Here is a 12881-nt window from a genome sequence, read left to right on the forward strand (position 1 = left end):
CGCTGCGGCTGGATCGGCGCGCGGAGAGAAGGCGGACGGCCGTCATGTGGCCTCGCCGTTTCGCGGCACGGCGGCCGTCATGCAGTCGCTGGAGGCCGATCTGCGCCGGCATGTGCGCGGCGAAGTGCGCTTCGATCAGGCGTCGAAGGCGCTGTATGCCTCGGATGCCTCGAACTACCGGCAGGTGCCGCTGGCGGTGGTCGTCCCCGCTGATGTCGACGATCTGCTCGCCACCGTCGCCGTCTGCCGGCGCAACGACGTGCCGTTTCTGCCGCGCGGCGGTGGGACGTCGCAGAACGGTCAGTGCGTGAATGTCGCGGTGGTTGCGGACGCAAGCAAGTATGTGAACCGCGTCGTCTCGGTGGACCCGGAGGCGCGTACGGCGATTGTCGAGCCGGGTGTGGTCTGCGACACGCTGCGCGACGCGGCGGAGCAACACGGCCTCACGTTTGCCCCCGATCCGGCCACGCACAGCCGCTGTACGCTCGGCGGCATGATCGCCAACAACTCGTGCGGCGCGCATTCGGTGATGGCCGGCAAGACGGTCGAGAACATCGAAGCCCTCGAAGTCGTCACCTACGACGGCGCACGCTTCTGGGTCGGTCCCACCGCGGACGACGAACTCGAACGCATCATCGCCGCGGGTGGCCGTCAGGGCGAGATTTACGCGGCCCTGAAAGCGCTGCGCGACACCTACGCGGAGCTGATCCGCGCCAGATTTCCGCAGATCAAGCGGCGCGTGTCGGGCTTCAATCTCGATCAACTGCTGCCGGAAAACGGCTTCAATGTGGCGCGAGCCTTGGTGGGCACCGAAGGCACGTGTGCGGTGACCTTGCAGGCGAAAGTGCGGCTCGTGAAGAGCCCGGCGAAACGCGTGCTGCTGGTAGTGGGCTTCGTGGATATTTTCACGGCCGCCGATGCCGTGCCGCATTTCATGCAGTGCGGGCCGATAGCAATCGAAGGACTCGACCGCGCGATCATTCGCGGCTTGCAGGCACGTGGCCTGAAAAAGGAAGAGATCGCGCTGCTGCCCGAAGGCGATGCATGGGTCGTGCTCGAATTCGGCGCGGATACGCACGACGAAGCCGTACGGCAGGCTCGCGCGGCGGCTCAGCATTTCGCCTCGGGTGCGGCAGGCGCCAATGTTTCGACCATGGTCGTCGAAGCGCGCGCGTTGCAGGCGAAGGTCTGGTCGATTCGCGAGACGGGTGCGTCGGCGGTGGCGTTGTCGGTTGATCCTGCGCGTCCGGATCCGGTGGTGGGCTGGGAAGACGCGGCCGTCGATCCTTTGCGGCTCGGCGATTATCTGCGCGCGTTTCAGGCGATGGTCGACCGCTACGGTTACGAAACCAGCCTGTACGGTCACTTCGGCGACGGCTGCGTGCATGCCCGCATCACCTTCGATTTGCGCACGGCGGAAGGCATCGCGACGTGGCGCCGCTTTCTGCGCGAAGCGGCGGAACTGGTGGTCGAATTCGGCGGATCGCTCTCCGGCGAACACGGCGACGGCCAGGCGAAGGCCGAGTTCTTGCCGATCATGTACGGCCCGGAATTGATGCGGGCCATGGAGCAGTTCAAGGCGATCTGGGATCCGGCCAACCGTCTCAATCCCGGCAAGGTGGTGCATGCCTACCGCGCTGACGAAAACCTGCGCATGGGGCCGGCGTATCGGCCGGTGAACCTGCAGACCCGGCTGACGTTCGCGAGCCAGGAGGGCGACGGTTTCCAGCGCGCCGTCGAACGCTGTATCGGCATGGGCAAGTGCCGCTCGCTCGACGGCGGAACGATGTGCCCCAGCTACCGGGCCACGCGCGAGGAGAAGTACTCGACCCGAGGTCGCGCGCATCTGTTCTGGGAGATGTTGCAGGGCGAGGTTATTACCGAAGGCTGGCAGAGTCGCGAAGTCAAGGAAGCGCTCGACACGTGTCTTGCCTGCAAGGGCTGCAAATCCGACTGCCCGACGCATACGGATATGGCGTCGTACAAAGCCGAATTTCTTTCGCATTACTACGAAACGAAGCGCCGGCCGCGTCAGGCGATGTTCATGGGCCGGATCGGCGAATGGGCGCCGCTTGCCGCGCGTTTTCCGCGCCTGACCAATTTCATGATGTCGGCGCCGGGTCTTGCGCCGCTCGGCAAGTGGATTGCCGGAGTGGCGCAAGCACGTGAACTGCCGAAGTTCGCGCGGCAGACGTATCGGGAGATTGCACGACGCGCGGCCAGAGCGCGTAATGCAGCGCCTGTGACGGCTGGGTCCACGCCATCCAATCGCAAAGTGATCCTCTGGGTGGACACCTTTAGCGACCATTTCTCGCCCGAGATTGCCGAGGCTGCCGCTGACGTGTTGACGCAACTCGGCTGGCACGTCGTGCTGCCGAAAAAGCGCTTGTGCTGCGGCCGTCCCCTGTATGACTTCGGCCTGCTCGAGCGTGCGCGCGAATTGCTGGTGAATGTGCTCGACGACCTCGCCGACGATATCGCTGCAGGCGTGCCGCTGGTGGGCCTCGAACCGGGTTGCCTGTCCGTCTTCAAGGACGAGCTGCTCAAGCAATTGCCCGATCACGCGCAAGCCAGGCGCCTCGCGGCGCAGACCTTCCTGTTTTCGGATTTCGTGGTGCGCGAGCCGTTCGACTGGCCGAAGCTCGATGCCCAAGTCGTCGTGCACGGTCATTGCCATCAGAAGGCGCTGTTCGGCATGCAAGGCGACACGGCGCTGCTGGAGCGGCTCGGCGTGAAATGGGCATTGCTCGATACGGGATGCTGCGGAATGGCCGGATCCTTCGGCTTTAACGCGGAGCATCACGCGCTGTCCGAGAAGATCGGCGAAGACAAACTGTTCCCGGCGATTCGCGGTGCGGCGGCTGACACCCTTGTGCTGACCAACGGCTTCAGTTGTCGCGAGCAGATCGAGCAGGGTACCGGACGTCACGCGCTGCATATTGCCCAATTGGCGCAGCGGGCGTTGGCGGTGGGCAATGGGACGCAAGCGGCTAGTGAGACTGCTGCTGCTCTCTAGCAGGCTCAGCGCCGCAGTCCCTCGCGTGACATGAAGCGTGTGTGGACCGACGTGCCGGTTGCGGCGGGTCTACTTTTTCGACGCTTCCACCGGCGTTTGCGGAATATCCGCGCTGGTGGCCATCCACAAGACCTCGGCGTCTTCGTCGCTGGTGGAGACCGCGGCGTGGCCGGTGCGGCTGTCGAAATAGATGCTGTCCCCCGCATTCAGATGGGTGGGCGCGTACAGCTCGGAGTACAGGCACACGCTGCCGCTGATCACGTACAGGAATTCTTCGCCTTCGTGCCGTCCCCAGTCGTCGAACGCATCGAGCGTGTGCGCCGAGATGCGGATGCGAAACGGCAGCATGGCCTTGTGCGCGAGATCGGTGGCGAGCAGCTCCATCTGATAGCCGCGATACGCATGACGTTGGCCCGCGTCCTTGCGGGTCAACGCGCGGCGGCCGCCGGCGCTGACCTTCGGCGTCGAGCCGAACAGTTCGCCGATTTCGATCTTCAGGCCGAGCACGATCTTTTGCAGCACGTCGAAGGTCGGCGACATCAGGCCGTTTTCGACTTTCGACAAGGTCGAGCGCGACACGCCGCACAGGCGGCTCGCCGTCTCGAGCGTCAGGTCCTGCGCCTGACGCGCAGCACGTACGCGCCGGCCCAGGTCCGACGTGGAGGGCTCGGCGGGTTTGGTGAGATGGGTATCCATGGGGTGTAGGGGCAAAAGCGCGCCGCATGGCGTGCAATGTTTCCGATCATAACATTGGGGGGACGTCGGAACCTTGCCGGGCAAGAACGGCGCGTAGCTGCGCGGCGAGCGGGTGTATGGGATGAGAACGAGGATGGCGTTTTCCCATCGGAAACTTCAACGGGTCGAAGGGCCGGCAGTTTCCTTATATTCGGAACGCCCCAACGCCTGATGAATGCGGGTGTTCATGCTGCGCAGGAATTCCACCAGTTCGGGAGGCTCCTCGATGTCGAATTCGACTTCCAGCGTGCACAGCCAGGCGGCGATCGAGTGGAGAGAATGCGCCCCCGTGTGGACGATGCATCGCTGCGAATCGAGTGCCGCCAACTGGCCGACGAGCGGGCAGATGCTTTGGGCAAGCGCCTGCATCGGCGCGTGAAGGATCACTTTGGCGCGCACCGGGTACGCCGCGGTGGAAACGGAACGGGAGACGTACGCGGCCAGATCGCCCTTGTCCGGCCCGCGCCGAGGCTCGAAACGCGATCCGGTTGAAATCGGCGGGATCACCCGATCGACGCGGAACGTGCGCCAGTCCGCCCGGCTACAGTCCCAGGCGACGAGGTACCAGCGTGATTCAGCGTTGACCAGGCCTTGGGGCTGGACGGTGCGCTGGCTGACCCTGGCATTGCCATCCGTGTAGCGAAACTGCGCTTCCTCGCGATCGGCACATGCGCCGGCAAGCGCAGCCAGCACGACCGGATCGACCCTGGGCCCCGCCTGGGCCAACTTCTGGATGGAGGCGAAGAACGTCCTCGCCTTGCGGCCATGCCTCGGAGGCATCAAATGCTCTAGCTTGACGAGGGCGGCGAGCGCCGACTCTTCAATGCCCTGCACGCCGCTGGCGGCTAGCGTTCGCAGCGCCAGCGAGACTGCGAGCGCTTCGTCCTCCTCGAAAAGCAGGGGCGGCAAGCTCGTCCCTGCTTCCAGGCTGTAACCCCCGTCGGGCCCCGGCGTCGCGCCGATCCGGTAGCCGAGGCCGCGCAAGTGGTCGACGTCGCGTCGCACGGTCCGCTCAGTGACGCCAAGGCGCTCGGCCAGCACGGCGCCATGCCAGGATTGGGCGCTTCTAAGCATGCCCAGCAGACGCAGCAGCCTTGTGGAGTTTTGCAACATTCGACGTCGGTCTCCCTGGATGCGGACAACCTCTGTCCGCAATGCTCCGTAGATTAGCAGTAACGGCAGGCCCGGACGATTTCGCGCCGGCCGGTAAAGGCAGCGGCAACGTCCGAACGACGAAGCACCGGATCGCTTGCTGGCAGGACTACGAGCGGAAGTCTTTCGCTTTCACTGAGGACACTGTCATGAACATCGATTACCCGAGCGACGTTTCCAGGCAAACCCGCCTCCATCGTGTGCCGGCACGGCCTCTTTCCGGTGGAAGAGAAGTCAATCCTCTACGTATTGCCGACTGGCTGGTGAGCGGCGCGCGTGCCATGAGCAGGCAGCCGGTGCTGTGGCTCAGCGTGTTGCTGGTCTGCGCGGATTGCGTGACGCTGCTGGGGTTCCTGCCGCTGTTGTGTCCGCTGGCGGTGCTGCTGACGCCGCTTGTGGCGGCAGGGCTGATGTTTGTGCAGGATGGCGACCGTAGAGGCCGGTCCAACTTGTTGCGCGAGACCCTCGCGGCGCTGGCGCGGCGCAGCAACGCGCTGTGCGTGATCGGGCTGTACGGCGCAGCGATAGCAGTCGTCGGCTATGGGGTCGTGCTGGCAACCTTGCATGTCTCGCTGAACCTCCTGGCTAACGCGGGCGGCGTGCACAACGTCTTGCTCAAGGATGGCGGCGGCCATGGCATGCGCGCCGCGCTCGAAGCGCTGCTCGGCGCATCGATCTTCGCAGTCGCGATCGCGGGCACCTGCTTCGCTTCGGCACTTGTGATGCTGCAGGACATGATCCCGCGCAGGGCGATGATCGTGGGTCTGCGCGGGCTGGCTCGCAACTGGTCCGTGACGCTGACGTACGTGGTAGCGCTGACGGCGGCCATGGTGTTGGCGCCGATGGTTCCGCTGGCGCTGCGTGCCCTGGTGCTCACACCGCTGCTGACAGCCGTACCGCTGCTGTCGCTCTACGGCGCTTACCGGGACATGTTTGTCGGCCGCTGAGCTTTAACGGCTGACTGCGACGAGCGGCCGTCGCGTTCACTTCTCTTTATCTGCGTATTCGCGATCGAGCCGGTCGTACAAAGGCTTGTTGACGAGCCGTTGCCGCTCGCTGAACGGCGCGACCAGCGAGGCGTCTTCGTCCAGCCGGCCGTTGTCGCGCAGCGTGCCGAGCGCCCGCTGCATGCCAAGTACCGCGCCCTGGAGGGCGGCGTTCGCATAGAGCACGATTGCGTAGCCGAGCTTGCCGAGCGCTTCGCGCGACTGCGTCGGCGTTTTGCCGCCGATCACGATGTTGATCAACTGCGGTGCGTTGATCAGTTTGGGCAAGCGCTCGATGTCGGCGAGCGATTCCGTCGCTTCGATGAACAGGATGTCCGCGCCCGCTTCGACAAAGCGGTGACCGCGCTCGATCGCGTCTTCGATGCCATGCACGGCGGCGGCGTCGGTGCGTGCGACGATCAGCAGGTTGTGGTCCTCGCGGGCATCGACGGCTGCGTGAATCTTGCCGAGCATCTCACCGGTCGCGATCACTTCCTTGCCGGAGAAATGACCGCATTTCTTCGGCATCACCTGGTCTTCAAACTGGATCGCGTCGGCGCCGCTGCGTTCGAGCGTGCGCACCGTATGGCGCACGTTGAGCGCATTGCCGAAGCCGGTATCGGCATCGACGATCAACGGCAGTTCGACTGCGTCGCGCACCCGTGCCGTGTGTTCGGCGATTTCGTGCAAGCCGACGAAACCCAGATCCGGCAGGCCGAGCGACATGTTGGTCACGCCGGCGCCGGTCAGATAGAGCGCTTCGAAACCGGCGTCCTGAATGACGCGCGCGCTCATTGCGTTGAATGCGCCGGGCACGAGCAACCCCTGGCGTTCTTCGACCTTGGCGCGGAAGGCCGCACGGCGAGCAGTGGACGAGGTGGGCATGACGTGTCTCCAGGATGAGTGTCGGGAAGTGATGGATGTTCGCAGAAAGCATACCAATCGTGAACCTGTTACGGCCTACGACCCGTCAGGTTGCGCATGCGGCGCATGCACAACGTAATCCAATCGCAACAAATAATTAAAGATCATATTAGCGATAATATTTTCCTGGCATCTGGTCACCGCTTGTATATGACGATACAGCGCCACAAATGGTCGAACCCCGTATTTTCGACGTAGGGATTGTCCTTAGTAGGTTCGGAGATAATATTGACTAATATTATTACCACGCGAGGCGTCCCCCTGCCGCGCGGCATCGACCGCTGACCCGCTGGGCAGACAGTCGATGCAACGACAATGGAGACGAGGATGATGAGTCGCACAGCGCTGCAACGGATGGTGGCGATGCTGGCCACCGACCTCGTGTACTAGCCACCGGTACCAGCGATACGCGATGAGCGTTACTTTTCCGCGAGCCGTAGGCGAGTACTTGCCTGACGGCCCATCAGTGCCATTCGACGGCCCGCTCGCCGGGCAGCACGCTGGCATCCGCGCGTTCCACCCGAAGTTCAATCTCGTTACCAGGCGCGGCGCGGTCGAGACGGCGCGCTGCATCACCCCGTAGTTCATCTTCTAACCCGTGGTAAGCGACTGACAGTTCCGAAGCATGCTAGCTTGACCCGTGACGATTCTGTATCAGTAAGTTTGCATAACTAAATGTTCTGAATCTAATCCGATGCTTGGTCTTATAGGAGGAGGTCATGATGTCCAGAGGAGTGGGATTAATTTCCGTCTTGTTGGCAATGACTGTCGCGCTTGCTGCGTGCGATGGAGACAGTGGCGGCAGCGCATCGCAGGCCGCCGGGGTATCGAACTCAAGTTTGTCGCCGGCGACTGCCGCAGCCCAGTCAAACGACAGTGCATCGACGGATGAGGCAAGCTCGTCGGTTCCGCTACCGTGCGACGCCGCCGCAACCGCCAACACGCCTTGCTCTGCAGCCCACAGTGTGACGCGCTTGCTGACGAAGAGTTACAAGGGTCCGCTGTTCCAGATCCAGCGGGCGTCCGATAACACCACCTTGAACGTCTATCCGTATACGTCGGGTAGTTTGCCGCGTGGCGCGGACCGCACGCTGATCGGCTCAGCCAATGTCAACAGCGCAAACGCGTTCTGCAACAACACCACCTGTTCCGTCACCTACCTCTACGATCAGATCGACCTGGTGGCGCCGCTGAAGGGTGGCGCGTTCGGCAATGTGCCGGCTACCCTCACGCTCAACGCGGACGGAACCGAGTCGTTGACCGTTCCGAGCACCAGTTCAGCGGCGCAAAAAGCGACGACGGTTCCGGTCCTCAACGGCTTTGCGACGATCACGCTTCCAGGCTCGGGGACGCTGACTGTGCAACTGCTGCAGCCTCCCACCGCGTTGACCACTGCGTCGCCTACCCTGCAGGTATCGATCGGTAACGACTTGCCGGCGCTACCCGGCACGCCCGCCAAGCTCGGCTTCGTACCATCGCAAGGCGCCGAGATTCCGGCCTTGGGGACGTTGGCGGGACAGGCGTATCGCAACCGCTTTGGTACGGTGAACCAGTCGATCGGGGACACCGAGATCGCGGAGTACATGGTGGCAGGCGCGCACTACAGCCAGTCATCGACCTGCTGCGGCACGTACGGCAATATGGAGAGCAGTGCTAACTCCGGCACCTATGCACATGGCGAAGTCGAAGGCGAGATGTTCGCGCTGGCGTTCTCGAATGGCAACGCCGCGGTGTTTGGCTATTGCGATGGCGATTCGAGCCAGGCGCCCAACGTGAAGGACCCGGTGTGCAACGCGCTCGATACCAACTGGCCGGGTGTCGATGCAGAGGCGGGTGTCTATCTCTACGGGCCGCAGCAACCGCCGAAGGACAAGTTCGTCACCGTCCTCTCCAAATACTCACCCGTGACCGCATCAAATGTCTTTGTGGTTAAGGATGGCTCTTCCTCGCAGAGTGTCCTCACCGCAGCCTATGACCAGGCGCCGCCCGAAGCCCTTAACTTTGGCAACGATGCGGGCCATGCCTTTAACGGTCAATGGCAAGGCGGCTTGTCGCTGGGCGAAGGCGGCGACGGTAGCGCGGCTCCCGTTCAGTTCTTCGAAGGCGCGGTGATCACCAAGGCAACCTCGGACACGACCGATAACGCGATCCAGGCGAGCATTGCCAGCTTTTACGGACCGCCGGCCGACAAGACTACGGCTGCCTGCTATGCAAACAACCTGATCGATTCGCCGCTGAGCCTCGCCGAACCGGATACATGGGCCCAACAGAATGGCGGCACCGCCGTGCCGGCGACCGATGTCTCGGGCGTGAACCGGGGCGCCGCAACGGTGACCAGCACCAATGGTTCGTCAGTTTCGAATGTCCGCGAAATCATCCGGGTTCAGGGCGGCCAATCGTATAGCTTTACTGACTATGTGCTTGCGACCACCAATGCGACGGTCTTCCCCGGCGGATCGATCCAGACCGACGACCCGAACGGCACCGAATTCGGCTGGGTGCTCAATACGAACACCGGTGCGATCGTGAGAGGGACATGGGGTGCAGGACAGGCGACCTCGCTGAGCGCTGTGAAGTCGGGCAACTGGTGGAAAGTGACGATGACCCTCACTGCTCCGGCAGGGTCGAACAATGCGCAAGTGTTTATCGATCCGCCGACGTCCAGCGCTGCCGGCGTTCGTTCGCAGCAAGCGGCGTACTTGAGCGCTACGCATTACTGCCCGAGTCTCGCTATCGTGAGCAACCTGGGCATGTAAGTCTGTAGGTATGTAGGCATGAAACCGCGCCGGATTTTGCGGACCTGAGGCGCAATGAAGGAGGGCGGTGCTTTCGAATGAGAACGCGCCGCCTTTTCCTTTGACCTTTGACGCCAGAATTCAGCCCGGGAATCAGCCGGGAAGAGAAGCAGGTTCGGCACTACGCGATAGGCCCTCGCGCCGCTGAATGAAACTGCTCACGCAACTCCCGTTTCAGCACCTTGCCGATCGGACTGCGCGGCAAGGCATCAATGAATCTCAGCGCGGAGAGCCGTTGCATCTTGCCTAAGCGCGCATTGATCCACCCCAGCAACGCATCTTCGTCTAGCACGGCGTGTGGGTGACGCACGACGAACGCCACCGGCGTCTCGCCCCATTGCTCCGACTGCACGCCGACCACGGCCGCGTCCGCCACATCAGGATGCGTACGCAGCTCCGCTTCCAGATCGCTCGGGTACACATTGAAGCCGCCCGAAATGATCATGTCCTTCTTGCGATCGAGCAGCGTGAGGAAGCCGTCTTCATCGAAACGTCCCATATCGCCGGTGCGGATAAAGCGCTTGCCGCCCGGGTCGTACCATTCCGCCTCGGCGGTCTTTTCCGGTTGCCGGTAGTAACCGGTCATCATGGCCGGCGAATGGCCGACGATTTCGCCGACTTCGCCTTGCGTCACCTCGTTGCCTTGCTCGTCGATCAGGCGGATGTCGTGACCTTCCACGGGCTTGCCGACCGTATGCAGTTTGTGAGGGAACGCGTGCGCCTCCAGTTGGCATGAGCCGCCGCCCTCCGTCATGCCGTAGTACTCGGTGAGTTTGCCGGGCCAGCGCCGGACCACGTCCGCCTTCACGCTGGCTGCAAACGGCGCGCTGGTACAGAACTTCGCTTCGAAGCTGGACAGGTCGTAGCGGTCGAAGTCGGGATGGGCCATCAGCCGCTGATACTGGACCGGCACGAGCATCGTGTGCGTCACACGATGTTGCTGCGCGAGCGTCAGGTACTGCGTCGCGTCGAACTTCGGCATCAGCACGACGGTGCCGCCGAACGTGAGCGTCGGCATGAAGCTCACGAGAGTGGTGTTCGAGTACAGCGGTGTCGAGATCAGCGTGGTGGCATGCGGCCCGTAGCCGCGTTCGATGCTACGCTGCGCATAGGCCCAGCGCATGCCGTGCGACTGCACGATGCCTTTCGGCGTGCCGGTCGTGCCGGACGAGTAGATGATGTTGAATGGCCACGCCGGGTTGATCGCCAGCGGCACGGGCTCGGCGCCTTCTGGCGCGAGCCAGGTCCGAAGCGCGCTGGTGCCAGAACTGCCCGAATGCCCATCCAGTGCAATCGCCGTAGTGCCGATCTCGCCGGCGACCGGTTCAAGCAGGCGCGTGACCTCGGCGTCCAGAAAGAGCAGGCGCGCGCCCGAATTGCCGATCATGCTGACGAGGCTCGCCGCGCTCGAAGAAGGCGCGAGCGGCGCCACTGCCGCGCCCGCCCGCAGGCCACCGAGAAAGGCCACGACGTATTCGACCGATGCCGCAGCACACAGCGCAATCGCGTCGCAAGGCTCGAGCCCGTCACGCTGTAACGCGGCCGCAAAGCGATCGACTTGCGCGTCCAGTTCAGCGTACGTCACGACTTTGCCGTCGCAGATCAAGGCAGCATGGTCGCCGCGCTCGGTTGCGAAGCGGCGGATCATATCCGTAATGCAGACGAAGGGTTCGTTCAGCAATGCGTCAAGCCATGTCATGTGCATGTGTCTCCGCGGGTTCCGTTGTGCCGGACGTCCTGATTGTCCAGCGATCATACGTGCGAGCCTTCGCCATGTAAATAAAAGCACGTCCATTCGCTTTCTGATGCGTAGCACCATGCGCTAGGTGTTTTCCCGGCTAAGCCCAGCGAGGGACATCATTTGCACGGTTTGCCCGTTGACATGCTCCGAACGGTCGTGCGAAATTGCATGTTGATTCGCCGGCTAGCCACGGCGCCAACCTGCGCGCTTGAGCCGTCTTCGCACATAGTTAGTTATACCTAAGATAAAGATCGATTCTGAAATCGTAGGAGACAACTGAATGGAAAAGATGCGTTCCCTGGCGGCTGGTGCAACCATGTTCATGGCGCTGGCTTGCGGTACCGCTTCGGCGGAAACGGTCAAGATCGCGTACATCGATACGCTGTCGGGTCTGATGGGTTCGTTGGGAAACAACGAGCTGAAGAGCTGGCAATACGTGACCGAGGTGGCCAACCAGCAGGACTGGGCCGGCGGGCAGAAATTCGAAATGGTTCCGTTCGACAACAAGTTGTCGCCGCAACAAAGTCTCACGCTGCTCAATGAGGCGGCCGACCAGGGCATCCGCTATATCGCGCAGGGCAACGGTTCCTCGGTGGGCCTCGCGCTTGAAGACGCGGTGTCCAAGTACAATGCGCGCAATCCCGGCAAGGAGATCATCTACCTGAATTTTGCCGCAGTGGATCCGGCCATGACGAATAGCAAGTGCGACTATTGGCACTTCCGTTTCGATGCCAACGCCGATATGAAAATGGAAGCGTTGACCACCTTTCTCGCCAAGGATCCCAACGTCAAGAAGGTCTACCTGATCGATCAGGATTACTCCTTCGGCCATGACGTGTCGCGCACCGCGCAGGAGTATCTCAAGCGCAAGCGTCCGGACATCCAGATCGTGGGCGACGATTTTCACCCGCTGGCACAGGTCAAGGATTTCTCGCCGTATGCCAGCAAGATCAAGGCATCCGGCGCCGATACGGTGATCACGGGCAACTGGGGCAGCGATCTCGCACTGCTGATCAAGGCCGGCAAGGACGCAGGCGTGACCGCGAATTACTATACTTACTACGCCTCCACGACCGGCGTGCCGACGGCGATGGGTGCGGCGGGCGCCGGACGCGTCAGGTATGTCGGCTATATGGGCGCGAACACCAGGGACAATCCGCCGCAAGCGGATCAGATCATGGATGGCTTCAAGAAGAAATACGATGACGATTTCTTCGAAATGGCCGCTTATACTGCCGTGGCGATGCTGGGCAAGGCGATGAAGGAAACCAGGTCCACGGATCCGGTCAAGGTGGCCAAGGCCATGGAAGGCATGAAGGTCCAAAGCCTGAACGGCATCGTCGAGATGCGCGCGTCCGACCATCAGGCGCAGCAGCCCCTTGTGATCGCCACCTGGGTCAAGGCGGATGGCAAAGACGTCAAGTATGACCAGGAGAAGACCGGCTATGGCTGGCGAACCGACGCCGTGCTCGACGCTTCGTCGGCGAGCCAGCCGACTACGTGCCAGATGAAGCGACCGAACTAGGCCGGCA

Annotated in this window: 8 protein-coding genes; 4 read left to right on the plus strand and 4 right to left on the minus strand. The window is 62.6% G+C overall.

Annotated elements, in window-relative coordinates:
* Positions 1 to 79: 79 nt before the first annotated feature.
* Entirely contained in the window at positions 80 to 3016 is a 2937-nt protein-coding gene (locus tag P3T42_RS35495) for an FAD-binding and (Fe-S)-binding domain-containing protein (protein WP_429308661.1), read from the plus strand.
* 69 nt (positions 3017 to 3085) lie between these two features.
* Here P3T42_RS35495 and P3T42_RS35500 read toward each other — a convergent pair whose 3' ends face one another.
* Positions 3086 to 3712 carry a helix-turn-helix domain-containing protein gene (locus P3T42_RS35500; protein WP_074294252.1) on the minus strand — a complete coding sequence of 209 codons (627 nt, stop codon included), beginning with the start codon at positions 3710 to 3712 and terminating at the stop codon, positions 3086 to 3088.
* Between the two features lie 156 nt (positions 3713 to 3868).
* Complete coding sequence (locus P3T42_RS35505; protein ID WP_429308645.1) at positions 3869 to 4864, minus strand: helix-turn-helix transcriptional regulator; 996 nt, start codon at positions 4862 to 4864, stop codon at positions 3869 to 3871.
* A gap of 188 nt (positions 4865 to 5052) precedes the next feature.
* Here P3T42_RS35505 and P3T42_RS35510 point away from each other — a divergent pair, with 188 nt between their 5' ends.
* Positions 5053 to 5850: a hypothetical protein gene (locus P3T42_RS35510; protein ID WP_429308646.1), complete on the plus strand. Its 798-nt coding sequence runs from the start codon at positions 5053 to 5055 to the stop codon at positions 5848 to 5850.
* Between the two features lie 36 nt (positions 5851 to 5886).
* On the opposite strand, the gene P3T42_RS35515 is transcribed toward P3T42_RS35510, so the two are convergent.
* Positions 5887 to 6774, minus strand: a complete 888-nt coding sequence (locus tag P3T42_RS35515) for an isocitrate lyase/PEP mutase family protein (RefSeq protein ID WP_429308647.1) — start codon at positions 6772 to 6774, stop codon at positions 5887 to 5889.
* A gap of 800 nt (positions 6775 to 7574) precedes the next feature.
* On the opposite strand from P3T42_RS35515, the gene P3T42_RS35520 reads away from it, so the two are divergent.
* Entirely contained in the window at positions 7575 to 9569 is a 1995-nt protein-coding gene (locus P3T42_RS35520) for an arabinofuranosidase catalytic domain-containing protein (RefSeq protein WP_290439568.1), read from the plus strand.
* Positions 9570 to 9729: 160 nt separating this feature from the next.
* Here P3T42_RS35520 and P3T42_RS35525 read toward each other — a convergent pair whose 3' ends face one another.
* Positions 9730 to 11307, minus strand: a complete 1578-nt coding sequence (locus tag P3T42_RS35525) for a class I adenylate-forming enzyme family protein (protein ID WP_429308648.1) — start codon at positions 11305 to 11307, stop codon at positions 9730 to 9732.
* A 322-nt stretch (positions 11308 to 11629) separates the two neighbouring features.
* Between P3T42_RS35525 and P3T42_RS35530 the strand changes: the two genes are divergently transcribed.
* Entirely contained in the window at positions 11630 to 12874 is a 1245-nt protein-coding gene (locus tag P3T42_RS35530) for a branched-chain amino acid ABC transporter substrate-binding protein (RefSeq protein WP_429308649.1), read from the plus strand.
* Positions 12875 to 12881 lie beyond the last annotated feature (7 nt).

The sequence above is a fragment of the Paraburkholderia sp. GAS38 genome (genome assembly GCF_050434965.1).
In the GTDB taxonomy this organism is placed as follows: domain Bacteria; phylum Pseudomonadota; class Gammaproteobacteria; order Burkholderiales; family Burkholderiaceae; genus Paraburkholderia; species Paraburkholderia phenazinium_A.

Excerpts from the sequence above, each read along its gene's own strand:
- P3T42_RS35520 (WP_290439568.1), top strand. The coding sequence starts at position 7,575 with ATGACTGTCGCGCTTGCTGCGTGCGATGGAGACAGTGGCGGCAGCGCA.
- P3T42_RS35515 (WP_429308647.1), bottom strand. The coding sequence starts at position 6,774 with ATGCCCACCTCGTCCACTGCTCGCCGTGCGGCCTTCCGCGCCAAGGTC.
- P3T42_RS35525 (WP_429308648.1), bottom strand. The coding sequence starts at position 11,307 with ATGACATGGCTTGACGCATTGCTGAACGAACCCTTCGTCTGCATTACG.
- P3T42_RS35510 (WP_429308646.1), top strand. The coding sequence starts at position 5,053 with ATGAACATCGATTACCCGAGCGACGTTTCCAGGCAAACCCGCCTCCAT.
- P3T42_RS35530 (WP_429308649.1), top strand. The coding sequence starts at position 11,630 with ATGGAAAAGATGCGTTCCCTGGCGGCTGGTGCAACCATGTTCATGGCG.
- P3T42_RS35505 (WP_429308645.1), bottom strand. The coding sequence starts at position 4,864 with ATGTTGCAAAACTCCACAAGGCTGCTGCGTCTGCTGGGCATGCTTAGA.
- P3T42_RS35500 (WP_074294252.1), bottom strand. The coding sequence starts at position 3,712 with ATGGATACCCATCTCACCAAACCCGCCGAGCCCTCCACGTCGGACCTG.
- P3T42_RS35495 (WP_429308661.1), top strand. The coding sequence starts at position 80 with ATGCAGTCGCTGGAGGCCGATCTGCGCCGGCATGTGCGCGGCGAAGTG.